The 23,669-nt window shown below is 66.0% G+C and carries 21 protein-coding genes; 12 read left to right on the forward strand and 9 right to left on the reverse strand.

All coding sequences use genetic code 11. The annotated features are described in order from the left end of the window. The first annotated feature begins 41 nt into the window (after positions 1–41). From rlmN to QQS52_RS07085, 3 genes are read left to right on the forward strand one after another with little or no spacing between them, the layout of a single operon-like run. Positions 42–1,178, forward strand: a complete 1,137-nt coding sequence (gene rlmN / locus QQS52_RS07075) for a dual-specificity RNA methyltransferase RlmN (RefSeq protein WP_070769736.1) — start codon at positions 42–44, stop codon at positions 1,176–1,178. Between the two features lie 43 nt (positions 1,179–1,221). After that, positions 1,222–2,028 carry an ABC transporter ATP-binding protein gene (locus tag QQS52_RS07080; protein WP_472773202.1) on the forward strand — a complete coding sequence of 269 codons (807 nt, stop codon included), beginning with the start codon at positions 1,222–1,224 and terminating at the stop codon, positions 2,026–2,028. Beyond that, positions 2,021–3,640 carry a hypothetical protein gene (locus tag QQS52_RS07085; RefSeq protein WP_472773203.1) on the forward strand — a complete coding sequence of 540 codons (1,620 nt, stop codon included), beginning with the start codon at positions 2,021–2,023 and terminating at the stop codon, positions 3,638–3,640. Before QQS52_RS07080 ends, QQS52_RS07085 begins: the two co-directional genes overlap by 8 nt. Positions 3,641–3,730: 90 nt before the next feature. Here QQS52_RS07085 and QQS52_RS07090 read toward each other — a convergent pair whose 3' ends face one another. After that, positions 3,731–4,195 (reverse strand): DUF2631 domain-containing protein, encoded by a 465-nt coding sequence (locus QQS52_RS07090; RefSeq protein WP_472773204.1) that lies wholly within the window; start codon positions 4,193–4,195, stop codon positions 3,731–3,733. Between the two features lie 164 nt (positions 4,196–4,359). On the opposite strand from QQS52_RS07090, the gene dxr reads away from it, so the two are divergent. From dxr to map, 5 genes are all read left to right on the forward strand, one after another. Next, positions 4,360–5,526 (forward strand): 1-deoxy-D-xylulose-5-phosphate reductoisomerase, encoded by a 1,167-nt coding sequence (gene dxr, locus QQS52_RS07095; protein ID WP_472773205.1) that lies wholly within the window; start codon positions 4,360–4,362, stop codon positions 5,524–5,526. A 23-nt stretch (positions 5,527–5,549) separates the two neighbouring features. Continuing rightward, a complete protein-coding gene (locus QQS52_RS07100) occupies positions 5,550–6,758 on the forward strand; it encodes a M50 family metallopeptidase (protein WP_472773206.1) in 1,209 nt (402 codons plus the stop codon). Between the two features lie 174 nt (positions 6,759–6,932). Next, positions 6,933–8,096, forward strand: a complete 1,164-nt coding sequence (gene ispG, locus QQS52_RS07105) for a flavodoxin-dependent (E)-4-hydroxy-3-methylbut-2-enyl-diphosphate synthase (RefSeq protein ID WP_070769459.1) — start codon at positions 6,933–6,935, stop codon at positions 8,094–8,096. Between the two features lie 74 nt (positions 8,097–8,170). Continuing rightward, a complete protein-coding gene (locus tag QQS52_RS07110; RefSeq protein ID WP_472773207.1) occupies positions 8,171–10,030 on the forward strand; it encodes a penicillin-binding transpeptidase domain-containing protein in 1,860 nt (619 codons plus the stop codon). A gap of 76 nt (positions 10,031–10,106) precedes the next feature. After that, complete coding sequence (gene map / locus QQS52_RS07115; protein WP_472773208.1) at positions 10,107–10,976, forward strand: type I methionyl aminopeptidase; 870 nt, start codon at positions 10,107–10,109, stop codon at positions 10,974–10,976. A gap of 103 nt (positions 10,977–11,079) precedes the next feature. Here map and QQS52_RS07120 read toward each other — a convergent pair whose 3' ends face one another. The 4 genes from QQS52_RS07120 to QQS52_RS07135 all read right to left on the reverse strand — a co-directional run bounded on the left by QQS52_RS07120 (position 11,080) and on the right by QQS52_RS07135 (position 14,806). After that, complete coding sequence (locus QQS52_RS07120) at positions 11,080–11,484, reverse strand: hypothetical protein (protein WP_472773209.1); 405 nt, start codon at positions 11,482–11,484, stop codon at positions 11,080–11,082. Between the two features lie 42 nt (positions 11,485–11,526). Then, positions 11,527–11,925 (reverse strand): hypothetical protein, encoded by a 399-nt coding sequence (locus QQS52_RS07125; protein ID WP_472773210.1) that lies wholly within the window; start codon positions 11,923–11,925, stop codon positions 11,527–11,529. Between the two features lie 338 nt (positions 11,926–12,263). Continuing rightward, entirely contained in the window at positions 12,264–13,673 is a 1,410-nt protein-coding gene (mtr, locus tag QQS52_RS07130; protein WP_472773211.1) for a mycothione reductase, read from the reverse strand. An 83-nt stretch (positions 13,674–13,756) separates the two neighbouring features. Next, positions 13,757–14,806: an alpha/beta hydrolase gene (locus QQS52_RS07135; protein ID WP_472773212.1), complete on the reverse strand. Its 1,050-nt coding sequence runs from the start codon at positions 14,804–14,806 to the stop codon at positions 13,757–13,759. 220 nt (positions 14,807–15,026) lie between these two features. On the opposite strand from QQS52_RS07135, the gene mqo reads away from it, so the two are divergent. Next, the gene (mqo, locus tag QQS52_RS07140; RefSeq protein WP_472773213.1) at positions 15,027–16,529 is read left to right on the forward strand and encodes a malate dehydrogenase (quinone); all 1,503 of its coding nucleotides are present in this window, start codon (positions 15,027–15,029) and stop codon (positions 16,527–16,529) included. A 131-nt stretch (positions 16,530–16,660) separates the two neighbouring features. On the opposite strand, the gene QQS52_RS07145 is transcribed toward mqo, so the two are convergent. Together QQS52_RS07145 and QQS52_RS07150 are read right to left on the reverse strand one after the other, a co-directional pair. Beyond that, the gene (locus QQS52_RS07145) at positions 16,661–18,127 is read right to left on the reverse strand and encodes a protein adenylyltransferase SelO family protein (protein ID WP_472773214.1); all 1,467 of its coding nucleotides are present in this window, start codon (positions 18,125–18,127) and stop codon (positions 16,661–16,663) included. A gap of 19 nt (positions 18,128–18,146) precedes the next feature. Continuing rightward, entirely contained in the window at positions 18,147–19,013 is an 867-nt protein-coding gene (locus QQS52_RS07150; RefSeq protein WP_472773215.1) for a PhzF family phenazine biosynthesis protein, read from the reverse strand. Positions 19,014–19,064: 51 nt separating this feature from the next. On the opposite strand from QQS52_RS07150, the gene QQS52_RS07155 reads away from it, so the two are divergent. After that, positions 19,065–20,357, forward strand: a complete 1,293-nt coding sequence (locus QQS52_RS07155) for a DUF4921 family protein (RefSeq protein ID WP_472773216.1) — start codon at positions 19,065–19,067, stop codon at positions 20,355–20,357. 19 nt (positions 20,358–20,376) lie between these two features. Here QQS52_RS07155 and yaaA read toward each other — a convergent pair whose 3' ends face one another. Next, positions 20,377–21,141 carry a peroxide stress protein YaaA gene (gene yaaA, locus QQS52_RS07160; protein WP_472773217.1) on the reverse strand — a complete coding sequence of 255 codons (765 nt, stop codon included), beginning with the start codon at positions 21,139–21,141 and terminating at the stop codon, positions 20,377–20,379. 30 nt (positions 21,142–21,171) lie between these two features. On the opposite strand from yaaA, the gene QQS52_RS07165 reads away from it, so the two are divergent. Both QQS52_RS07165 and QQS52_RS07170 read left to right on the forward strand, forming a co-directional pair. Beyond that, positions 21,172–22,932, forward strand: a complete 1,761-nt coding sequence (locus QQS52_RS07165) for a proline--tRNA ligase (protein WP_472773218.1) — start codon at positions 21,172–21,174, stop codon at positions 22,930–22,932. After that, a complete protein-coding gene (locus QQS52_RS07170; protein ID WP_472773282.1) occupies positions 22,925–23,281 on the forward strand; it encodes a DoxX family protein in 357 nt (118 codons plus the stop codon). Before QQS52_RS07165 ends, QQS52_RS07170 begins: the two co-directional genes overlap by 8 nt. Here the strand turns inward: QQS52_RS07170 and QQS52_RS07175 are convergent. Then, the gene (locus QQS52_RS07175) at positions 23,278–23,607 is read right to left on the reverse strand and encodes a transglycosylase family protein (protein WP_472773219.1); all 330 of its coding nucleotides are present in this window, start codon (positions 23,605–23,607) and stop codon (positions 23,278–23,280) included. The two genes, QQS52_RS07170 and QQS52_RS07175, sit on opposite strands and share 4 nt — an antisense overlap. Positions 23,608–23,669 lie beyond the last annotated feature (62 nt).

Below are 23,669 nucleotides of genomic sequence, written 5' to 3' on the forward strand. Positions count from 1 at the left end.
TTGGGAACTTGGCCCGTAGACGTGCCAAAATGGGAGGCATTATGGCACAGTCTGTGAAACTTAACTTCTCGGCCCCGCGGCGTGGTCTGCCGCCGAAGCACTTCGCCGACCTCTCCCACGATGAGCGCGTGGCCAAGCTCGCCGAGCTCGGCCTGCCGAAGTTCCGCGCCAAGCAGCTCGCGCAGCACTACTACGTCCACTACACCAACAACGTCGAGGACATGACCGACGTGCCCGCCAGCGCCCGGCAGGACATCCAGGACGCGCTCTTCCCGGAGCTAATGACCCCCATCAAGCACTCGGGCACGGACGACGGGGAGACCACCAAGTCCCTGTGGCGCCTGCACGACGGCACCCTGTTGGAGTCGGTGCTCATGCGCTACCCGGGCCGCGCGACCCTGTGTATTTCCTCCCAAGCCGGCTGCGGCATGGCCTGCCCGTTCTGCGCGACCGGCCAGGGCGGGCTGGACCGCAACCTGTCCACCGCGGAGATTGTCGAACAGGTACGTAACGCGGCCAAGGAGATGGCCGCGGAGGGCGGCCGCCTGTCCAACATCGTCTTCATGGGCATGGGGGAGCCGCTGGCCAACTACAAACGTGTCGTGCAGGCGGTGCGCCAAATTACCGCCCCCGCGCCCTTTGGCTTCGGCATGTCCATGCGCAACGTGACCGTCTCGACCGTGGGCGTGGCCCCGGCCATCCGTAAGTTGGCGGACGAGGACCTCTCCTGCACCCTGGCGGTCTCCCTGCACACGCCGGACGACGAACTGCGCGACACCCTGGTGCCGATCAACAACCGCTGGTCGGTCGAGGAGGTTTTGGACGCCGCGCGCTACTACGTGGACAAGACCTCGCGGCGCGTGTCCATCGAGTACGCGCTAATCCGCGACAAGAACGACCAGGACTTCCGCGCGGACATGCTGGGCCGCAAGCTGCACCAGGCGCTGGGCTCCAAGGTGCATGTCAACGTCATCCCGCTGAACCCGACGCCGGGTTCGGAGTGGGACGCGGCCCCGAAAGCGCGCCAGGATGAGTTCGTCCGCCGCGTCCAGGCTCAGGGCGTGCCGTGTACGGTGCGTGATACCAAGGGCCAGGAGATCGCTGCGGCCTGCGGCCAGCTGGCGGCCGAGGAGCGGGACGAGGATTCCGCCGACGCCAAGGAGCCGGCCGGCGTTTAGGTTTATCCTGCGGGGCTGATAGGCGGCTGATAATGTGTCAGGCATGACGCAGCCCAATTTTCCTCAGCTCGCCGCTGATCCGACCACTCAGGCCTTCGCCGTGCGGGGCCTGAGTAAAACTTTTTCCGGCACTCCGGCCGTGGACAACCTCAACCTGGACATCCCGCGCGGTTCGCTCTACGGCATCGTGGGCCCCAACGGCGCCGGCAAGACCACCATGCTGACGATGGCCTGCGGGCTCGTGCGGCCCGACGCCGGGCAGGCCTACTTGGCCGGCCACGACGTGTGGGCCGAGCACAACCAGGCGGTGGCCCGCGTCGGGCTGCTCATGGACGGCGCCCCGGTATTCGACCGCCTGAGCGGCCCCGAATACCTCTACTACCTGGGCGCGCTGCGGGGGATGGAAGAGTCCGTGGTAGCCAGTCGCTCCGAGGAGCTGCTGGCGGCGCTGCAGCTTTCCGATGCAGGCTCCAAGTACATCGCGGATTATTCGGCCGGCATGACCAAGAAGATCCTGCTGGCCGGCGCCCTGCTGCACGCCCCAGACGTGTTGGTGTTGGACGAGCCCCTGGAGGCTGTCGATCCGGTTTCCGGCCGGCTCATCCAGTCGATCCTGCGGGAGTTCGTGGCCGGCGGCAAGACCGTCATCTTGTCCTCCCACGTGATGGAGCTGGTCGAGGGGCTGTGTGATCACGTCGCGGTCATCCACCGCGGCCGGGTGGCCACCTGCGGCCACGTCGATAACGTGCGCCACGGCCGCAGCCTGACCGACCTGTTTATTGAGCTCACCGGCGGCGGCTCACTGGCCGAGGGCTCGCTGGGCTGGCTGCGGGGTGGTCGCGATGACTAAGGCCTCGGTTCCTGCCACGCTGTTTTCCCTGCACCGCACGCTGTGGACGCGCAGCTTTAAGTCCAACCCGTCCCAGACATGGATGGTGGCACTTTTCGGCTTCTACGCGCTCATCGGACTGGTCAGCGTGACCCTGAACGTGGGCCTGGAGGTCTCCGCCGGCCCGGGCCGCTTCCACGCCCTGACCGGTGCCGTGGCCCTTGGCACGGCGGCTCTGATCGTCGTCAGCATCTTCATGCCCGCCGGTGAGCGGCAGGTCGGGCCGATGGATCTGCGCGGCTTGCCCATCGACGCCGCAACGGCCGAGCGCGGGCTCGCGCGGGTGGCGCTGTGGTCCAGCCGCGTCTTCATCGCCGCCGCGGTCACGCTCATCTTCGCGGTGGCCGGCTCCTTCGTGCTGGCGGCCAACGACGCCGCCGCGATGATCGTGGTCTTCGTCCTGGGCCAGGCCGTCTCGCTGGCGTTGGCGGTGGTGTGGACCGAGGTCATTGCCGGGGGAGCGCAGCTAGCGGTCAAGGAGATGGGCGCCAGCAAGACGCGGATGTCCATGATTTCCGGGGTAGGCTTCGTGGTGTTGATCTTCGGCTTCATCGCCGTCCAGAACTTGGGCGTCGAGGGCCTGCCGATAGTCGGCTTCGGCGAGGTCGCCGCCTGGACGCCGACGGGCGCCGGCATGGGCTGGGTGGCATCGGTAGCCAACGGGCAGTGGGCGCAGGCTTTAGGCCAGCTGCTAGTCGCCGTGGTGTTCCTGGCCTTGGGGTTGTGGCTGTGGCGCCGGCAGACCGCCCGCAGCTTCCGCCAGGCCTACGAGTCGGGGCCGCAGGTCTTGGAAGGGACCCGGGCCCAGGGCGTGGGTGCCCTGCGGCTGGCGGGCCTGCCCTATGCCAGCCCGGGCACAATGGAATACAAGCGCGTGCTGCGCTACTTCATCCGCGATACGCGGCTGTCGTCCACGCTGCTGCTCCTGCCGGTGATGATCATCTTTGCCGTCGTGATGAGCTTCGGCGAGCGCGGGATGGAAGGCTTGTTCTTCCTGGCCTTTACCGGAGTCCTAGGAGGGATCAGTGCCTCCAACGATTTCGGCTACGCCGGGCCCAGCAATTGGGTGACCATGGCAGTACCGGTGCGCCCGCGCGTTTTCCTCTACGCCCGCCACCTGGCCATGATCACCCCGGGCGTTATCGCGGCGGTCGTCCTCTTCGTCATCTTGCTCATCATCCAACCCGATCCCTCGCTGACCGTGCTCGTGGGTGTGGCCACCCTGGGCCTGCTGCTGTCGGCCTGCGGCCTGTCCATGGTGATGACCACCTTCAACCCGTACCCCATGTCCGCGCCCGGGGCGAACCCCTGGACGGACAAGTCCGGCATGCAGGCCGCGGCGTTTATCAGCGCCTTCGTCGTGCTGCTGGCCGGCTGGCTGCCGATTGCGCCCGGCGGAATCCTGATGATCCTCGGGGTGAGCCAGTCCTCGGCCCTGCTCACCGGCCTGGGAGTGCTGGTGACTGTGGCTCTACCCGCGGCGATTTACGCGGCGGCCTGGGTCATCTGCGGCAAGCGCGTGGACAAGCAGATGCCGGAAATCTACGCCAAGGTCGGAACCTACGTGAAGTAGCGCGGGGCAGGGCCACCTGCCGCGGACACGAAAAAGCCGCCGGCCCCGGGAGGGTGCGGGCGGCTTTAGTCTTGCGCGGGCGTGCGCTTTCTAGCGCTCTACCTGGGCGGTCGGGACGGTCTTGCCAGTGGCCTCGACGGCCTCGCCGACGCGCAGGTGGGACACGCGGGAAGGCTCGATGTTCAGGGCGCGCAGCTGGGAGTCGGTCAGCTCCGCGTAGGGGCCGCCGACCGTCTTCTGCTCGTAGGTCCAGTCCAGCTCCTGGTAGCCCTCCGGCTGGTTGCGGGCGGTGATGGTGCGCACCTGCTTCATTTTCGGCTGGAAGAGGTCGATGATGAGGCCGATGGCGATCAGCGCGGCAAAGAGGAAGAGGTAGATGGTCTCCACGTGGCCCTGGTGGTTACCGAAGTTGTAACCCAGCAGGACTAGGACGGTGATCCAGCCGGCGACCTGAACACCGGTATGCGGGGTCCGGGACCAGCCGAACTCTGCCGAGGGGACGTCATCGGTGGAAACTCCGCCGTGGACCTCAGGAACCAACTTGTGGGAAGACACGTGCACTCCTTTTGCGTGTGCGCCTTAAAGCACGCGCCCCAGGCCGGGGCGCGGCACGGCGCTATAGGCCAACTATCTGTGCCCTATTTTAGAACATTCCCAGCCGCCGTTGCGATCGAACACCCCCGCCGCGCGGGGCCCGCGGAGCTACTACTCTAGGACGGGTGAGTATTAAGCGCGTTCTGATCCTGGGTTCTACCGGCTCAATCGGTACCCAAGCAGTGGAAGTCATTCGGGCCAACCCCGACAAATTCGTGGTCGTCGGCATCGCCGCCGGCGGCAGCAACCCGCAAGCCATCGCCGAACAGGCCCGGCAACTCAACCTTTCGGCTAACCACGTCGCTGTGGCCAACCCCCAGGCGGCCGCGGAGGTCTCGGAGGCCTTGGGCGGAAAGGTCATCGCCGGCCCAGACTCCGCGGAGGAGCTTACCCGCCTAGTCGCCGCGGACACGGTGCTCAACGCCCTGGTCGGTTCACTGGGGCTGAAAGCCACCCTGGCCGCCATCGAGACCGGCGCCTACCTGGCGCTGGCCAACAAGGAATCTCTGGTGGCCGGTGGCACACTGGTCACCAACGCCGCCCGCCAGGGGCAGATCGTGCCAGTAGACTCGGAGCACTCCGCCATGGCCCAGGCGCTGCTGGCGGGCCGGCGCGCGGAGCTGCGCTCGCTGGTGCTGACCGCCTCGGGCGGGCCGTTTAGGGGCTGGACCCGTGAGCAGATGTGGGACGTGACCCCGCAGCAGGCCGCTCAGCACCCGACGTGGTCGATGGGGAAGATGAACACCCTGAACTCGGCCACGCTCATCAACAAGGGCCTGGAGCTTATCGAGGCGACTCTGCTCTTCGACCTGCCGGCCGCCGATATCGAGGTCACCGTGCACCCGCAGTCCATCGTGCACTCGATGGCCACCTTCGCCGACGGCTGCACCATGGCGCAGGCCTCCCCGCCGTCGATGAAGCTGCCGATTTCCCTTGCCCTCGATTGGCCGAACCGCGTGGCGGATGCGGCGCCGGCGCTGGACTTTAGCAACGCCTACACGTGGGAGTTCGAGCCGCTGGATGATGAGTCCTTCCCCGCGGTGCAACTGGCCCGCCAGGTGGCTATCACGGGCGGCAGCCACCCGGCGGTGTACAACGCCGCGAATGAGGAGGCGGCCGCGGCGTTTCTTGCCCGGCGGATCCGCTTCCCGCGCATCGTGGACATCGTGGGCGAAGTGGTAGGTGACTGCGGCGGTTATGCTGGTGTACCCTCAAGCGTCGACGATGTCCTCGCCGTTGAGCGCGAGGCCCGCACCCGCGCCAACGAGCGCGTGGATTATTACGCCCGCTAGCCAGCTAGAAAGCGGTACTGTTAATGGCCAATATCTTGGGGATAGTCCTGTTCGCCCTAGGCATCGGGATTACCATCGCCCTGCACGAGGCGGGGCACATGCTCACCGCCCGCGCCTTCGGGATGCGGGTGCGCCGCTATTTCATCGGCTTCGGCCCGAAGCTGGCGGGCTTTACCCGCGGGCATACCGAGTACGGACTGGCCGCCCTGCCGGTCGGCGGATTCTGCGATATCGCGGGCATGACCCCGCAGGACGAGTTCCTCACCGAGGAGGAAAAGCCCCACGCGATGTACACCAAGCCGTGGTGGCAGCGCATCGCGGTGCTCAGCGGCGGTGTGGCCGTGAACCTGGTCTTGGGCTTTCTGATCCTCTTCATCGTCGCCCAGACCGCAGGCCTGCCCGATCCGAAGGCGGACTACCGTCCGCGCGTGGGCGAGACCGTCTGCAGCGCCGACGCGGATATCGCCGGCAACCTGGAGCCGTGTCAGGGCGACGGCCCGGCGGCCGCAGCCGGGGTGCGCCCGGGCGATGTCATCCTGACCCTGAACGGCGAGGAGGTACCGGATTTCACGGCCCTGCGCGACGAGGTCATCCAACTGCCGGGTAAGACCGTCGAGCTGGGCATCGAGCGCGACGGCCAGTCCCGCACCGTCGAGGTGCAGCTTGATACCGTCCTGCGCCCGAACCCGCAGGGGGAGTTGGTGGAGGCCGGGTCTATCGGGCTGGTCAACCAGCCGCTGGACACGGTCCGGCAGAACGGTTTCTGGGAGGCGTGGCCGGCCACCTGGCACTACTCGTGGAACATGCTGGAGGCGACCGTCGAGGGGATCAAGCAGTTCCCGGCAAAGATCCCGGGCGTGGTGGCCTCCATCTTCGGCGCCGAGCGCGATGAGCAGGGGCCGATGTCCGTGGTGGGCGCCTCCCGCGTCGGCGGCGAGCTGGTGGAAAACAACCTGTGGGCGGCGTTTTTCATTATGCTGGCGACGCTGAATTTCTTCCTAGCCTTGTTCAATCTCATACCCCTCCCGCCGTTTGACGGCGGCCACATCGCGGTGGTTATTTACGAAAAGATCCGCGACTTCTTCCGGCGGATGGCAGGCAAGCAACCCGCCGGCCCGGCGGACTACACCAAGCTCATGCCCGTGACTTATGCGATTGCGGCGGCGCTGCTGGCCGTCGGCGCGGTCATCATCATCGCGGACGTGGTCAATCCCATCCGGCTGTTCGGCTGATTGGCCCGCCACAGCGCAGGCGTCGGTGCGCGCCAGGCAGTGCTAAAGTGGGGGCGTTATCGGTAGTACCACACAACCTGTCCCTACTTTTCCTAGCTGGTTTCCGTCCTCTGCGGGCGGCGCCTGTCGGAGGGGCGAGGACAGGCCGGCAAATCAGACAAGCAAGGAGCGTGCATGTCAACCTCTATTGGTCTCGGCATCCCCGAAGGACCGCCGCCTACCCTGGCCCCGCGGCGTAAGACCCGTCAGCTTTCCGTCGGCCCCGTCGGCGTGGGCTCGGAGCACCCCATCTCGGTCCAGTCGATGACCAACACCAAAACGCACGATATCAACGCCACGCTGCAGCAGATCGCGCAGCTTACCGCGTCCGGCTGCGACATCGTGCGCGTCGCATGCCCGAAGCCCATCGACGCTGAGGCGCTGCCGGCCATTGCGAAGAAGTCGCCCATCCCGGTCATCGCGGACATCCACTTCCAGCCGAAGTACATCTTCCAGGCCATCGAAGCCGGCTGTGCCGCGGTGCGCGTGAACCCGGGCAACATCAAGGAATTCGACGGCCGCGTTAAAGAGGTCGCGCAGGCGGCCGGTGACGCCGGCATCCCGATTCGTATCGGCGTCAACGGCGGCTCCCTGGACAAGCGCCTGCTGGAAAAATACGGCAAGGCCACCCCGGAGGCCCTGGTCGAGTCCGCCATTTGGGAGGCCGGCCTTTTCGAGGAGCACGGCTTCGGCGACATCGCCATCTCCGTCAAGCACTCCGACCCGGTGCTGATGGTGGAGGCCTACCGCCAGCTGGCCGAGCAGACCGACTACCCGCTGCACCTGGGCGTTACTGAGGCCGGTCCGAAGTTCATGGGCACCATCAAATCCTCGGTGGCCTTTGGCTCGCTGCTGTCCCAGGGCATTGGCGACACCATCCGCGTGTCCCTGTCGGCCGACCCGGTGGAAGAGATCAAGGTGGGCGACCAGATCCTGCAGTCGCTGAACCTGCGCCCGCGCAAGCTGGAGATCGTCTCCTGCCCGTCCTGCGGCCGCGCCCAGGTCGATGTCTACACGCTGGCCGAGGAAGTTACCGCCGGCCTCGACGGGATGGAGTTCCCGCTGCGCGTGGCCGTCATGGGCTGCGTGGTCAACGGCCCAGGTGAGGCGCGCGATGCCGACCTCGGCGTTGCCTCCGGCAACGGCAAGGGCCAGATCTTCGTCAAGGGCGAGGTCATCAAGACCGTGCCGGAAGACAAGATTGTCGAAACGCTCATCGAGGAAGCTCAGCGCATTGCTGAGGAAGAAGGCATGGAAGCCGTCGAGGGCGCCAAGGCCGAGGTGCGCGTCACGAAATAACAAATTGGCTTAGGCCGGCACGAAAGACGTGTTGGTCACGGCCGGCAGCCACCGCTTGAGTAATGTTTGCACATATGAAAAAGGCGGTGGCTTTGCTGTGCGTAACAGCGTTGTGTAGTACCGGGGTAGTGGCCTGTACGCCGAAGCCGCCGTCGGTTGATCCGGTGGCCGAAGAAGTATTCACCGCTCTTGAGGAAGGCGACACGGAATCCCTAGACGGGCTGGTCGATAATGCCGAGGCCACCCGGCAGACCTTCCAGGAAAGCTACGACGGCCTGCAGGCCGAAGGCGTGGACTTCGAGCTGGCTGGCGTCAACAGCCACGATCCGGGCTACGCGACCGTGGATTACTCGGTGAGCTGGACACTGCCACGGGATCGGCAGCTGCACTACGACACCCAGATGGCGCTGACCAAGTCCAACGACGAATGGACCGTGCGCTGGCAGCCGTCGATGATCCATCCCAAGCTGGGGGCGAATCAGCACTTGGAGCTGCGTGCCATTGAAGCCGAGCGGGCCGGGGTGGTCAGCTCCGACGGGGTGGAGCTGCTCAAGCCCGGCACGGAGTTCCGCCTGTTGGTAGACGGGGAGAAGACCTCTTCGCCCCGCGGGCTGGCCGCGCGGATTGCCGACGCGGTCTCCCGCGCCAAAGCCGAGGATGAGACCATCGGTGGCATCGACGCCAAGGAGCTGGCCAAGACGCTGGAGGACAACACCGGCACCTATTCGGTCGGGATGTACAGCGAGGCCGCCGGCAAGATCCTGCAGGAAGAACTGGCCGGGGTGGACGCGGTGCGCCTTAACGAGGAACCGGCCCTGGTGACGAAGGACCCCGGTTTCGCGCCGGATATTATGTCGCGCGTGCGCTCCTTGGTCCAGGATGATGTGGACGGCAACAACGGCTGGAGCATTTCCGTGGTCAACGAGCACGGCGCCGCCCTCAGCGACGTCGAGCGCCACGCCCCAGAGCCGGCGCCGGCGCTGAAGGTGGGCATCGACTACGACGTCCAGCGCGCCGCCCAGGAGGCCGTCGATGCCCGGGCGGGGCAGGAGGCCATGATGGTGGCGATGCGCCCGTCGACGGGCGAAATCCTGGCCGTTGCGCAGACCGCCGAGGCCGACAAGAAGGGCGATGTGGCCCTGCAGGGCCAGTACCCGCCGGGCTCGGTATTCAAGATCATCACCGCCGGGGCGGGCGTTGACCACCAGGGCCTGGATTCCAGCACGATCGTGCCGTGCCCAGGCACGATGGATATCTACGGCCGCGTGGTAACCAACTACAACGGCTTCGCACTGGGCGATGTCCCGCTCGAGCGCGCGTTTGCCCAATCGTGCAACACGACCTTTGCCGATATCTCCACCAAGCTGGCCCCGGGCGAGCTGAAAGACATGTCGAAGGCCTTCGGGTTGGGCATCGACTACGAGGTGCCGGGATTAAACACCATCACCGGCTCGGTGCCGATGGGCGAGGAGCCGCTGGAGCGCACCGAGGCCGGCTACGGCCAGGGCCACGACCTGGCCAGCCCGTTTGGCATGGCGCTGGTCTCTGCGACCGTGGCGGCCGGCAAGCGGCCGGTGCCGACCCTCCTGGCGGGCCGGGAGACCAAGGCCAGTGAGGACGTCAACGGACCAAGCCCGGAAATCATCGACAAGCTGCGGCAGATGATGCGGGCGACGGTGACAAACGGCACGGCCTCCGGCATGCAGGCCGGCGGCGAAATCCACGGCAAGACCGGCGAGGCCGAGATCAACGAGGGCTCGCACGCCTGGTTTACCGGCTACCGCGCCGACGATGATATCGCCTTCGCCACGTTGGTGGTCTTAGGCGGCGGCTCGGAGGTCTCCGTGGCGATAACGGACAGCTTCTTCCAGAAACTGGACCAGCATCGCGCCGAGCCGGATCCGGACACGCCGGCGGCCCCGGCGGAGAACTAACGCGCGCCGCGCGCAGCGTTAACGACGTCTGAACCCGGCGGGTTGCTTTGCCGTCATGGGGACTACGATGGAGAGCATGACTAACCGCGGAAAACTGCAACCTGGTAAAGAAACTCCCGTGCGCACTGTCGATGAGTCCATTGAGCGCCCCGAATACGTCTGGAAGGACACGGTCCAAGAAAATATTGGGGAGCCGTTCGTCCAGACCCCGGAGACCATCGAGGCCATGCGTGAGGCCTCCAAGATTGCGGCCAACGCCCTGCAGGAGGCCGGCAAGGCGGTGGCCCCGGGCGTGACCACCGACGAGGTCGATCGCGTGGCGCACGAGTACATGTGCGACCACGGCGCTTACCCGTCGACCCTGGGGTATATGGGCTTCCCGAAGTCGTGCTGCATTTCCCTTAACGAGATTGTCTGCCACGGCATCCCGGATAGCACCGTGATTGCCGACGGCGACATCGTCAACATCGACGTCACCGCGTACAAGAACGGCGTGCACGGCGATACCAACGCCACCTTCCTCGCCGGCAACGTCTCCGAGGAGCACAAGCTGCTCGTTGAGCGCACCAAGGAAGCGATGATGCGCGGCATCAAGGCCGCCAAGCCGGGCCGTGAGGTCAACGTCATCGGCCGCGTCATCGAGTCTTATGCCAAGCGCTTCGGCTACAACGTCGTCGAGGACTTCACCGGCCACGGTGTGGGCCCGACCTTCCACAACGGCCTGGTCGTGCTGCACTACGACTCCATGGCCTACCGCAACGTCCTGGAGCCGGGCATGACCCTGACCATCGAGCCGATGATCAACCTGGGCTCCCTGGATTACGAGATCTGGTCCAACGGCTGGACCGTGCAGAACAAGGACGGCAAGTTCACCGCCCAGTTCGAGCACACCCTGGTCATCACCGAGGATGGCAACGAAATCCTCACCCTCCCGGACGAGAACTAAGCACCCTTCCTCCCCGCTGGCGCCCACGCCGAACGGGGAGAAGTCATAAAAAGGCGCCGGCCCCACAATGGGACCGGCGCTTTAGCGTATTCGAGTAAACGCTTTACTTGAACAGGCCGTCGAAGATGTGGCCCGGCAGGATGCCGTTGAACACAGCGTAGTTGTAAGCAGCGATCAGGCCGCCAACCAGGGACAGAACGCCGCCGGCGATGGTGGTGTCGCGGAACAGGGCGGCCCAGTCCGGAAGATCCTCATCATCTGCCTTCTCGGAGCCGAGCAGGTCGACGCCGGAGACCTGGTTTTCGTCCTTGATGACGGGCTTGCCGTCCTCGCCCTCGCTCCAAGCGCCCAGGTCCTTGCCCCACTGGGACGACAAGGAGCCGATGGAGCTCGAGCTGGACTTGGTGTCCTCGGGGACGTTGTCCTCGGCGGAGGCGATGGCGGTGCCGGAGAAGGCGACGGTCAGAGCGGTGGCGGCAGCAACAGCTGCGGTGCGGAAGTTGCGCATTTTAGTTACCTTTCAGGGAAACGAGTTGAGCTGAGTGCTGTCTTAGCGGGAGAACGGGCCGTACTTGATGAAGTTGTCCAGCGGGCCAACGATCATGCCGAGCACGGAGCCGATGCCGCCGGCGATCAGCAGGCCGTAGAGAGCCTTTGCCCAGTTCGGGACGTTGGTGAAGTCCTTGGAGGAACCGAAGATGGAGACGCCGTCGGCTGCCTTGTCACCCTCGAGGTTCAGGCCGGTGTTGATCTTGGAGGACAGGCTCGGGGTGTAGTCCTTGTCGGTGGTGTCCTGCTCAGCACCATCGGTGGTCAGGTTGGTGTGGTCATCGACGACGATCTGGTTGCCGTCCTGGTCAACGGTGGTCTCAGCGGTAGCGATGGAGGTGCCGCTGAAGGCTACAGCGACGGCAGTGGCGCCAGCGATGGCTGCTTTGCGAATACGCATATTAAATCCTTAAGAGAGGTCGTAATGTGCAAGGCTTCCCTCGTGGAAACCTGTTGTGTTGTGTGGCAATCCCAGGGGATTGCCAGATTACACTCGGTCCCCGGACAGTGGCTGGAGCCGGTGTCAAAGAGGAATGCTAACGGATATGGTGCGCAAATGCAGCCTGTTCACACTAATTGGGGGAAGAGTTATCAGTCTCCTCCAAGCTAAATATACTTAAATTGAATTAAGGACAACTGTTCGACCCTAAAGTCCCTGCTGTGCTGATGCTGGTGTGACTATTGTGTTGGATGGTGATGTAGTCACACCGGCGGTCGGGGTGAGTTTTTTGGGAAAACTTAGGAAAAATCTAGCCCCAAGAGTGCGTTCTCGGTGAGTTCCGGCAGGGCCGGGTGGATCCAATACTGCTTCGTGGCGACCTCACGCACGTCCAAGTCGAAGGCCATCAGGGTGATCATCTGCTGGATGAGGGTGGACGCCTGCGGGCCGTAGTAGTGCGCGCCCAGCAGCTGGCCGGTGGCTTTGTCTGCGATGAGCTTGCAGATTCCCGTGTGGTCCTCCATCGCCCAGCCGTAGGCCACGTCGCCGTAGTCTTGGACCTTGACGGTCACGTCGTAGCCCTGTTCGCGCGCGGCATCCTCGGTAAGCCCCACGGTGGCAATCTGCGGGTGGGTGAAGATAGCCGAGGGGACCAGATCGTGGGGCATCGGGCGCATGTCGTCCGGGTGCAGGATGTTGTGGCGCACGGCCTTGGTCTCCGCGTTGGCGACGTGCTTGAGCATGTAGGGCGAGGAGACGTCGCCCAACGCCCACACGCCGTCCGCAGTGGTGCGGCCGTAGTCGTCGACGGCAATACGCCCGTCCTCGCGCATCTCGATCCCGGCAGAGTCCAGGTTCATCTGGTCGCCGTTGGGCACGCGGCCGGTGGCGATGAGGATCTCCTCGGCGGTGATTGTTTGGCCGTTGTCCAGCTCCAGCTCGACGCCCTCGCCGCCTTCGCGCAGGGCGGTGCCATTGGCGCCGGTGATGACTTCGAAGCGTTCCTTGGCCTGCTCATTGAAACGGGAGGATAGGTCCTTGTCGAGGAAGCGCAGTAGCTCCTCCGAGCGGTTGATGATGGTGACCTTAGTGCCCAGCCCGTCGAAGACGTGGGCAAATTCCATGGCGATGAACCCGCCGCCGACGATAATCAGCGACTTCGGCTGTCGCTCCAGGCGCATGATGTCCTCGTTGGTGCGGTAGGTGACCCCGGAGTTCGCGTAGACCTCCGGGATAAGCGGGCGCGAGCCGGTAGCGATGATGATCTGCTCGCCGCTAATCGTTGTGGCTTCTTTACCCTGGCCGGTGCGGATGGTCTTGGGGCCCACGAATCTGGCGTGCTGGTCATAGACAGTAATATTCGGGGTCTCGTCGCCGCGGCGGTAGGCCTCGCCGCCCTCGGCAATTTTGTCGATGCGCTGGTGGAAGACACGGTCCACGATGGAGTCCCAGTCGACGCTGTCCACGTGGGCCTGGATGCCCAGCTTGTCGGCCGTGCGGGTGCCGTAGGCGGTATCGGCGGCGTAGACGTACATCTTCGTCGGGATGCAGCCGACGTTCATGCAGGTTCCCCCGAAACGGCCGGATTCGACGATGGCGATGGACTTGTCGTCGAAGTCCGGGGTGGGGATGGAGTTGCCGGAACCGGCGCCGATGATGATGAGGTCATAGTGGGCGTCGACAGCCGGGGCGGCGGCGGACTGGGTCATGGATTTTCTCCTTATATAACTGGTGGTGAAGTAGGGCCCGAAGATTAAGGCCTCGTTGAGCCTTGAAAGGTAGTCCTTTACTACTAGTGTGCCCGTGCTAGCCAGTGAGAGCTAATCTCAAAGGCCTCGCGGCGTGCGGGCGGCAGCGACAAAAAGACTTCGTGCCGGGCGCCCAGGATCGGACAGACAGTAATGTCGTTGCCCAAGCGGGGAGCCCAGTGGACGGTCTGGGAGACATCCACGACGGCGTCGGTCGTGTCCGTCTCCGGCGAATAGGGCTTGCCCAGCCGCGAGCGGGTCGAGCACAGCACCAGCCCCGGCACGCCGATATCGATGGCCCCTTGGTGGATCCGGTCCTGGCCGGCAATGACCCCGCGCAGCCAGCCCAGGTACTTCTTGTGTCCGGACACCGGCTTCAGTGTGGTGTCGTAGTCCCACTCGCCGTAGCGGGAGGCGTGGATGGAGTCGCCGAAAGCGCTTAAGCCCCCGCCGGGGAAGGCCACCTTCGGGAAGGCCTTGCCGATGGCGTTGATGACCGGCTTGGCGGCCTGCAACACGGGCTTCGGCACGCCCATGATGTCGAGCCACGGGCTGTTAAATATCGCCGAGGACACTCGTGCGTGTGCGGCGGGCTGGAACGTGCGCAGCCGGTCCAACCAGAGCGGCACGATGACCCCGGCCGTCGAATGCGCGAGGGGAGTGACATCCGGGTGCGGGCCGCAGATAACCTCCAAGGCCGCGTAGAGGTCGGCGAAGTATTCCTCCATCGCCGCGGCGTAATGCCACGTCTGGCCATCCCGGCGGGAGCGGCCGCATTTGTGTAGATCAATGGCGTAGAAGGCATAGCCGCGGGCGTGGAAATAGCGCGCCACGTGTGCCTGGAAGAAGTAATCGGTCATCCCGTGCACCCACAAAAGGGCTGGGCGGGAAGCGAACTCTTCGTCCCCCTCTGGGCCGTCCTCCACGGTGGTGGCGGGAGCATCAGCGGCGCCGTCTGGGCCGGGGTAGTACAGGACGAGAGTGGCGCACAGATCGCCTTCACCTAGCGGATCGGGGCCTAGTTCGAGGGCGCGGGCGAAAAATCCCGCGCCCAAACGGTCGGGGTGCCAGTGTTCGGGTTGGTTCACACTCATGCCCCCAACTTTAGGCACACTTGCGCCTCAATTCCGCCTCAATCACGTCTTCGGCGGGGCGTCTGTACAAATCGCTGGGCTACCAGCGTAGGGTTGTAGACAACGCGTTTGCCTGGGGCCGCGAAGCCGGTGACCCAGGCACTGCGCTGCGAAAGGATCGGATAGCCCCTTTTGCGAAACTTTGACCACAATCATTGAATATGAAGAGGTAAGTAATAAGGTGTCCCCCGCAAAAAACGTCGTCCAAGCAGTTGACGAGGTAGACGTAGCACTCGTCGGCGCCGGCATTATGAGCGCCACCCTGGGTGCGATGCTGCGCGAACTAGAGCCCAGCTGGACCCAGATGGTTTTCGAGCGCCTCGACGCTCCCGCCGAGGAGTCCTCCTCGCCGTGGAACAACGCTGGCACCGGCCACTCCGCGCTGTGTGAGCTTAACTACACCCCGGAGAAGAACGGCCGCATTGATGCCTCCAAGGCGATGAACATCAATGAGAGGTTCCAGATCTCCCGCCAGTTCTGGTCCCACCAGCTCAACAACGGCATCTTGACGGACCCGCGGGAATTCATCAACCAGGTTCCGCACATGTCCTTCGCCCAGGGCGAAATCCAGGTAGACTACCTGCGGCGCCGCTACGAACTGCTCAACCAGAACCACATGTTCCCCGAGATGCAGTTCTCCGCGGATGATTCCGTCTTCGCAGAGAAGCTCCCGCTGATGGCCCAGGGCCGCGACTTCAACTCCCAAAAGGTCGCCATTTCCTGGACCGACGTGGGAACCGACGTCAACTTCGGCGCCCTGACCAAGCAGTTCCTCACCGCCGCCAAGGCTGCCGGCACTGAGGTGCGCTACGGCCAGGAGGTCTACGACCTCAAGCGCGACGGTGGCGTGTGGAAGATCTACTCCAAGAACCGCCACACCGGTGATACCCAGATGACCAAGGCGAAGTTCGTCTTCGTCGGCGCGGGCGGCTACGCCCTCGGCCTGCTACGCAAGGCCGGCGTGCGCGAGGTCGCCGGCTACGCTGGCTTCCCGGTCTCCGGCCTGTGGCTGCGTGCCAGCAACCCGGAGCTCATCAAGCAGCACCAGGCCAAGGTCTACGGCAAGGCCAGCGTCGGCGCCCCGCCGATGTCCGTACCACACCTGGACACCCGCGTCATCGACGGCGAGAAGGGCCTGCTGTTCGGCCCGTACGGTGGCTGGACCCCGAAGTTTTTGAAGAAGGGCTCCAACCTGGACCTGTTCAAGTCCATCCGCCCGGACAACATCCCGTCCTACCTGGGCGTGGCCGCCCAGGAGTTCGGCCTGACCAAGTACCTGGTGCAGGAGGTCATGAAGGACTTCGACGACCGCATGAAGTCCCTGCGCGAGTACGTGCCGTCCGCCGACCCGAATGACTGGGAGACCATCGTGGCCGGCCAGCGCGTCCAGGTCATCAAACCGGCCCCGGCCCCGCGCTTCGGCTCCCTGGAATTCGGCACCACGCTGATCAACAACCCGGAGGGCAACATCGCCGGCCTGCTCGGCGCTTCCCCGGGCGCTTCCATCGCCCCGGCCGTCATGCTGGAGCTGCTGGAGCGTTGCTTCGGTGAGCACATGATCCAGTGGTCCGAGAAGATCTACGAGATGATCCCGTCCTACGGCGAAAAGCTGACCAAGAACCAGAAGCTCTTCGACGAGATGTGGGAGTTCACCCAGAAGACCCTGAAGCTGGACCAAGACTAAGCGTTCTAGCTTAGACAGCGTCTTCTAACACTTGCCCCGCCACGGCCCTTGGCCGTCAGGCGGGGCTTGGTGCGTTTTCCCAGACAATGACCGTCACGCCCGTGGGGTGAGGCGACGGGGAGGCAGCGGCCTTAGGTCCCGCAGTAGGTCAGGTAGTTCTCCAAGCCACCCGGGTCCGGGTGGGTGAGCAGCTCGCGCTCGTCATCCGGCAGCGTGTCCACGTCCGCGCCCTTGTCGGTCAGGGCGGTAACCAGGCGTTCGGTGGGGGCGAAGTCACCGTCCGCGGCGGCGTCGAGGGCGTTTTCCACCGCCCGCGGACGAGGGATGAAGCGCGGGTGGTGCCGGTCCAAGCGCGCGGCATCCGGGCCGGTGGCCAGCCACTCGTTTACCCACTCCTTCTCGCCCAGCGTGTCGGTCAGGCGCCGGGTAGCCTCAGGATCCCCGCCGGCGGCCGCGGCGAGGTCGCGGTGGCAGGTAGTCAGATCCGGCTGGCTTTCGGCGAGCAGCTCGCGCCAGCAGCGCACCAGCGCGTCGGGGGCGTCGTCGGAAAGGCCCAGGGTCTCGCGCCGCGTGTAGTCGGTGGCGTAGTTGCCGAAGCGCTCGCCGAAGCTATCGACTTCCCGCTGGGCTACCTCGGTCGCGCGGCTGGGGTTGTCGCTCAGGATGGGAAGTAGGGACTCGGCCAGGCGGGTCAGGTTCCAGCCCAGGATGTTGGGCTGGTGCCCAAAGGCGTAGCGGCCGAAGCGGTCGATGGAGGAAAAGACCGCGTGCGGGTCGAAGCACTCGCCGAAAGCGCAGGGGCCGAAATCGATGCTCTCGCCGGAGATGGTCGTGTTGTCCGTGTTCATCACTCCGTGGATGAAGCCGGCCTCCTGCCAGCGGACGACCGTGGCTATCTGGGCCTCCATGACGGCGCGGAAGAAGTCTCGGTAAGGCTCGGCGGTATCCGCCAGGGTGGGGTAGTGCCGCCGGATGGCGTAGTCCGCGAGCGAGCGGGTGGCCTCCGGGCCGCGCAGCTGCGCGTAGTGGAACGTGCCCACCCGGAGGTGGCTGGCCGCCACGCGGACGGAAATGCCGCCGGGCAGGGCGCGCTCTCGGGCCACGGGCCGGCCGGTGGAGATGACCGCCAGGCAGCGCGTGGTGGGAATCCCCATGGCGTGCAGGGCCTCGGAAAAGACGTACTCGCGCAACATGGCCGGCAGGGTGGCGTGCCCATCCGTCCCCGGCCGGGAAAACGGCGTCCGGCCCGTGCCCTTAACGTGCAGGTCGCGCAGGACCCCGTGCGCGTCGCGGACCTCGCCCAGCAGCAGCGCGCGCCCGTCGCCCATGTGCGGGTTGAACTGCCCGAACTGGAAGCCGGCATAAGCCATCGCCTGCGGGGGCTGGTCCGCGGGGTTGCCGCGCCCGCACAGGAAGGCGATGCCCTCCGGGCTGGCCAACCACTCCGGGTCGAGCCCGAGACGAACTGCCAGCGGGCGGTTGAGCAGGACCAGGCGCGGGTCGGGCTGCTCTTCGCCCCAGCTAGCGCGCACGAAGTCGGGCAGCGCCGCGGTGAAATCAGCGGTTAGTTCGGTGCCGTTGCCTAGAACAAACGTCATGGGCCTAGCCTAACGGGATTTAGGTCTCCACGTGGCCGGCAATCCGCACCGTGGCCCGGCCGCCGACCCAGAGGTCGTCGCCGTCGTCGCGGATCTCCACCCGCCCGGCGCGGCCGCGGCACGTGCCCTGGCTGACCCAGTACTCCGGTCCCACGGCGCCCTGGGAGCGCAGGAACTGCGCGGCCCCGCCGTTGAGTGAGCCGGTCACGGGATCCTCGTGGTCGGGCGTGAACGCGCGGATGACATAGGCCGGGGAGTCGTCGCGGGCTGTGCCGTCGCTGTCGCCGTGCGCGCCGGGCTGTCCAGTCATCCCCACGACGCCGAGCTTGTGCGGGGTGGTGGGGCGGAAGGAACCGAGGGCGCGCACGGCGGCGGCGTCGGCCAGCTGGACCATGCGCCAGCCCGGGCCGTTGTCCACCCAGGCGTGGGAGATGACCGCAGCCGTGTCCACGCCGATGGCGTGGCAGCTGTCGGCCAGCTCGTCCTCGCTCAGCGGGCCCTTTTTCTGCAGGGGCGGGGTGGCGAAGAAGAGGGGGCCGTCGCCCGGGGCGTCCTGGCGGATGGTGATAAGTCCCGCGGCGCATTCCTGGGTAATTTGGCCGGGCTGGCGCGGGGTTCCGCCGAAGGCGAGCCAGGCCCGCGCGCTGCCCAGGGTGGGGTGCCCGGCGAAGGGCAGCTCGGTGTGCGGGGTGAAAATCCGCACCCGGTAGTCCGCCTCCGGCGCGGTGGGGCGCAGCAGGAACGCGGTCTCGGACAGGTTCGTCCAATTGGCGATTGCCTGCATCTGATGGTCGCTTAACGCGTCCGCGTCTTCGATGACCGCGAGCGGGTTGCCGCTAAACGGGGCGGTGGCAAAGACATCGACTTCGCAATATTCGTGGCGCATGGCGGCGATCTTAGCGCGTCGGCGTGCGCGATCCCGCCTAAGGTAGAGGGCATGAACCTGCCGCTGTTTTCCCGCGTCGAGCCCATCCAGACCATGGCCGACGGCACCATCAAACAGGTCAACCCCTTCTCCGGTACGGAAGTGTGGACGGTGCCCGGCCGGGGCAACCGGCCCTTGGCTACCACCAACGACACGCCCCAGCCCACCGAGGCCGAAGACGATAAGCGGTGCGCCTTCTGCGCCGGGCGAAAGGTGGAAACCCCGCCGGAAAAGGCGCGGATCCTGGCCGACGGGACCATCATCCGGCACGCCATGCCCGCCGAACTCGACGCGACCACACCGCTGTTTAGGCGCGTGCCCAACCTGTTCGAGATCGTCTCCTACGACTACTGGCGGGCCAACTACGGCTACCGCATGGACACCGCCACCGCCGCCCACCAGGTGGCCTACCTCGCGAACCCGGAGGGGCGCCGCCATGTCGAGGCCATCATCGCCGCGAAGGCCAAAGCCAGCGGGCAGGACCTGCCATCGGGCCAAGAGGAATTCCAGGCCGCGGCCGCGCCCTTCTTCGGCGGCGGCCACGACGTCATCATCGCGGACCGGCACGTGGATTCCGACGGCGGGCTGTTATCCTCCGGGCGGCTGACCCCGGACGAGCACCTACGGATGATGCAGCTGTGTATTGATTCCATGCGGGACCTCTATGAACACAACCGGTATGTGTCCTACGTTGCCGCGTTCCAGAACTGGCTGGCGCCGGCGGGCGCGTCGTTTGAGCACCTTCACAAGCAGCTGGTGGCCATCGACGACCGCGGCATGGCCTCCCAGCGGGAGGTCCAGCTGCTGCGCTCCCACCCAAACATGTACAACGAGTGGGCGGTGGGCTACGCCGCGAAGCACAATCTCGTCATCGCGGAGAACCAGCACGCGGTGCTTTTCGCCGGCTTCGGGCACCGCTACCCGACGCTGGAGGTCTTCTCCAAGTCCGCGATCGGCCGCCCCTGGCGCCAAAGCGCCGAGGAGGTGCGGGCCGTCAGCGACCTGGTCCATGCCGCCCACGCGGCGGTGGGCCCGGCCGTGGCCTGCAACGAGGAGTGGCACCACCAGCCCGTCGACGTGGCCGTGCCGCAGCCCTGGCGGATCCTCATCAAGCTGCGCATCTCGACGCTGGCCGGCTTCGAGGGAGGAACCAAGATCTACATCAACACCATCAGCCCGTGGGGCCTGAAAGACAAGGTGCTCGACGCGCTTGCCACCGCCCACGGAAAAGGCCGGGTGGCCCCGGACATCCGCCTGGGCGACGAGTGCCACACCGAGCACAACTGCCTGCGTTACAGCCTCTAAGCAGGCCGGCTGAGAAATGCTAGACCACCAGGGTCATCTCCCCGGCGGGCCGGCCGGTGGTCTCAGGCAGCTCCACGGTGAAGCCGGCCTGGTCGAGTAGCTCGGCAACCCCCTCGGCATCACTGGCGGGCTGCTGGGCGCTGGCGAGCGCCCGGGCGGCCAGGCCCTTGTAGTGCTTGTTGAAGTGGCTGACTACCTTGCGGCTGCCGTCCGGCTGCACGGATTCCACGCGCAGCGTCAGCGCGCCGGGCGCCGGGCCCAGTTGCTTGTACGCACCCGAGCGCAGATCGATAATCAGCTCGCCGCCTTCCTGTAGCTTCTTCAGCTCGGCCGTGATGGCCTTGCCCCACCGCTTCTTCATCGTGGGTGCGGCTTCCGCGGGGTGGGTGCGCCGGGGCAGCTTGGTCGAGCCCGACAGCCGGTAGTGCGGGATGAGGTCCCCGGCGCGCACGACCCCGAACAGCGCCGAGCCGACCGCTAGGTGCTCGAGCGCGGCCGACGGCAGGCTGGCCGGCTCCAGGGCGTCGTAGAGCACCCCGGTGTAGCGGTAAAGCGCCGGGGTAGTGGGGGTGGCAAAAAGCTGCTGGTTCGCCTCCGCTGAGGGCAGGAGCTTGTCGGAAATGCCCAGCACGCCGAGGGCCTCGCGGGGCTCGAGCGCGCTGAGATCCGTGGCTATGTCCTGCCGGATTTCGGTCAGCGCGGGAAAGGACAGCGACTCCAGATCCAGGGGAGCGCCTTCGCCGCCGGTCGACTTCGTCTCTGAGGGAGGGAGGATGATGAACATAGTTTTAGGGTAGCGGGGTATATTTGTGACATGATTACTCGCCTGTCTGAGCTGTTTTTACGTACCCTCCGCGAAGATCCTGCGGATGCGGAAGTCCCTAGCCATAAGCTGCTGGTCCGCGCAGGCTACGTGCGTCGAGCCGCGCCGGGCATCTACACGTGGCTGCCGCTGGGGCTGCGGGCGCTGCGCAAGATTGAGGACGTCGTCCGCGAGGAAATGAACGCCATCGGCGGCCAGGAAGTGCTCTTCCCGGCGCTGCTGCCGCGGGAGCCCTACGAGGAGACCAACCGGTGGGCCGAGTACGGCGACAACCTCTTCCGCCTTAAGGACCGTAAGGGCGCGGACATGCTGCTCGGGCCGACGCACGAGGAGATGTTCACCACCGCGGTCAAGGACATGTACTCGTCCTACAAGGACTTCCCGGTGACCTTGTACCAGATCCAGACCAAATACCGCGACGAGGAGCGCCCCCGCGCGGGCGTGCTCCGCGGGCGCGAGTTCACTATGAAGGATTCCTACTCCTTCGACATGACCGACGAGGGGCTGGAGGACAGCTACCAGCGCCACCGTCGCGCCTACCAGAACATCTTCAACCGCCTGGAGATTGATTACGCCATCTGCCAGGCCACCTCGGGCGCGATGGGCGGGTCGGCCTCGGAGGAATTCCTGGCCGTGTCCCCGGTGGGCGAGGACACCTTCGTGCGCGCCACCGACGGCGACTACGCCGCCAACGTCGAGGCCGTGGTCACCCAGGCCCCGGCCGAGCGCGACTTCGCCGGCGCTCCGGAAGCGCAGATCCACGAGACCCCGGAGACCGGCACCATCGAGGCCCTGGTGGACTGGGCCCACGAGGCCGGCATCGAAGTCGACGGCCGGGCCGTCGAGGCCGCCGACACCCTCAAGTGCATGGTCATCAAGACCCGCCAGCCGGGCGAGGACTGGGAGCTGGCCGGCGTGCTCATCCCGGGCGACCGCCAGCTGGATGAGAAGCGCCTGGAGGCCAGCCTCGAGCCGGCCGAGTTCGAGCTGGCCGAGGAGGCCGACTTCGCCCGCCACGACTTCCTGGTCAAGGGCTACGTCGGGCCGAAGTCGCTCAACGACAACGGCGTGCGCGTGCTCGCCGACCCGCGCGTGGTCAACGGCACCTCCTGGATCACCGGCGCGGACGCCCCGCAGCACCACACCGTCGGCTTGGTGGCCGGCCGCGACTTCCACGTCGACGAGTTTATCGAGGCCGCCGAAATCCGGGAGGGCGATCCGGCGCCGGAAGGCCAGGGCACCCTGCGCCTAGAGCGCGGCATCGAGCTGGGCCACATCTTCCAGTTGGGCCGCAAGTACACCGAGGCCTTCAACGTGTCCATCCTGGATGAGAACGGCAAGCGCGCCACGCCCACCATGGGCTCCTACGGCATCGGTATTACCCGCATGCTGGCCGTGCTGGCGGAGCAGCGCCACGACGACAAGGGCCTGAACTGGCCGGTGGAGGTCGCCCCGTACCAGGTGCACGTCGTCGTCGCGAACAAGGACCAGGCCGCCATGGCCGCCGGCGATGAGCTGGTGGACAAGCTCGACAAGCGTGGTATCGAGGTGCTCTTCGACGACCGCCCCAAGGTCTCCCCGGGCGTGAAGTTCAAGGACGCCGAGCTGCTGGGCATGCCGTTTATCGCCATCCTCGGCCGCTCTTTCGCCGACGGCATCATCGAGCTGCGCGTGCGCGGTGGCGAGACCCTCGAGGTCCCGGTGGGCGAGATTGTCGACACCCTGGTGGAGCGGGTGCGTGGCGATGAATAAGGCGCAGGTTTTCACCGCGGTCCTGGGCGGCATGGGAGTGCTGCACTTTGCCGCGCGCGACGCATTCGAGTCCATCGTCCCGCCGCAGCTGCCCGGTCACCCGCGGCTGTACAACTACGCCTCCGGGCTGTGGGAGCTAGCAACCGCCGGCCTACTGTGGCGCAAGGACACCCGCCGCGCGGGCGCGGCCAGTGCGTACGCCTTGCTGCTGGCGGTCTGGCCGGCCAATTTCTACCACGCATGGAAAGAGCGCTCCGGCTCGGTGCCGAAGCGCTGCTATCACGTGGTGCGCTTGCCGCTGCAGATTCCCATGCTGCAGCTGGCGCGCCGAATCTATCAGGCGAACTAGCCCAGCGGGCCGCCGCAGTTCGGCCACGCGCCCGGGCCCTGGGTGGCCAGGACGTTTTCTGCCACGGCGATCTGCTGCTCCGGGGTGGCCTGGTCCGCCTGCGGGGCGTACTGCTGGCCGCCGTGTGCCGCCCACGTCTGGGCGTTGAACTGCAGGCCGCCGTAGTAGCCGTTGCCGGTGTTGATAGACCAGTCGCCGCCGGACTCGCAGGCGGCTACCTGCTGCCAGGCGTCGGGGCTAGCGGCGCCCGCCGTCGGGGCGGCGAGGCCGGCGACACCGATCGCGGTAGCGGCTGCGGCGGACAGGAAAGATTTCCGGGAAAACATAAACTCCTAAAATCGGGTGCAAGGTCTGCCTGGTTGCGCGAGCGACAGGGCCCAGCGGCAAC

This window comes from Corynebacterium sp. 1103A, from assembly GCF_055700955.1.

Bases quoted from the DNA above. Each gene is read 5' to 3' on its own strand.
- rlmN (WP_070769736.1), top strand. From the start codon at position 42: ATGGCACAGTCTGTGAAACTTAACTTCTCGGCCCCGCGGCGTGGTCTG.
- QQS52_RS07080 (WP_472773202.1), top strand. From the start codon at position 1,222: ATGACGCAGCCCAATTTTCCTCAGCTCGCCGCTGATCCGACCACTCAG.
- QQS52_RS07085 (WP_472773203.1), top strand. From the start codon at position 2,021: ATGACTAAGGCCTCGGTTCCTGCCACGCTGTTTTCCCTGCACCGCACG.
- QQS52_RS07100 (WP_472773206.1), top strand. From the start codon at position 5,550: ATGGCCAATATCTTGGGGATAGTCCTGTTCGCCCTAGGCATCGGGATT.
- ispG (WP_070769459.1), top strand. From the start codon at position 6,933: ATGTCAACCTCTATTGGTCTCGGCATCCCCGAAGGACCGCCGCCTACC.
- QQS52_RS07110 (WP_472773207.1), top strand. From the start codon at position 8,171: ATGAAAAAGGCGGTGGCTTTGCTGTGCGTAACAGCGTTGTGTAGTACC.
- map (WP_472773208.1), top strand. From the start codon at position 10,107: ATGACTAACCGCGGAAAACTGCAACCTGGTAAAGAAACTCCCGTGCGC.
- QQS52_RS07120 (WP_472773209.1), bottom strand. From the start codon at position 11,484: ATGCGCAACTTCCGCACCGCAGCTGTTGCTGCCGCCACCGCTCTGACC.
- QQS52_RS07125 (WP_472773210.1), bottom strand. From the start codon at position 11,925: ATGCGTATTCGCAAAGCAGCCATCGCTGGCGCCACTGCCGTCGCTGTA.
- mtr (WP_472773211.1), bottom strand. From the start codon at position 13,673: ATGACCCAGTCCGCCGCCGCCCCGGCTGTCGACGCCCACTATGACCTC.
- QQS52_RS07135 (WP_472773212.1), bottom strand. From the start codon at position 14,806: ATGAGTGTGAACCAACCCGAACACTGGCACCCCGACCGTTTGGGCGCG.
- QQS52_RS07145 (WP_472773214.1), bottom strand. From the start codon at position 18,127: ATGACGTTTGTTCTAGGCAACGGCACCGAACTAACCGCTGATTTCACC.
- QQS52_RS07150 (WP_472773215.1), bottom strand. From the start codon at position 19,013: ATGCGCCACGAATATTGCGAAGTCGATGTCTTTGCCACCGCCCCGTTT.
- QQS52_RS07155 (WP_472773216.1), top strand. From the start codon at position 19,065: ATGAACCTGCCGCTGTTTTCCCGCGTCGAGCCCATCCAGACCATGGCC.
- yaaA (WP_472773217.1), bottom strand. From the start codon at position 21,141: ATGTTCATCATCCTCCCTCCCTCAGAGACGAAGTCGACCGGCGGCGAA.
- QQS52_RS07165 (WP_472773218.1), top strand. From the start codon at position 21,172: ATGATTACTCGCCTGTCTGAGCTGTTTTTACGTACCCTCCGCGAAGAT.
- QQS52_RS07170 (WP_472773282.1), top strand. From the start codon at position 22,925: ATGAATAAGGCGCAGGTTTTCACCGCGGTCCTGGGCGGCATGGGAGTG.
- QQS52_RS07175 (WP_472773219.1), bottom strand. From the start codon at position 23,607: ATGTTTTCCCGGAAATCTTTCCTGTCCGCCGCAGCCGCTACCGCGATC.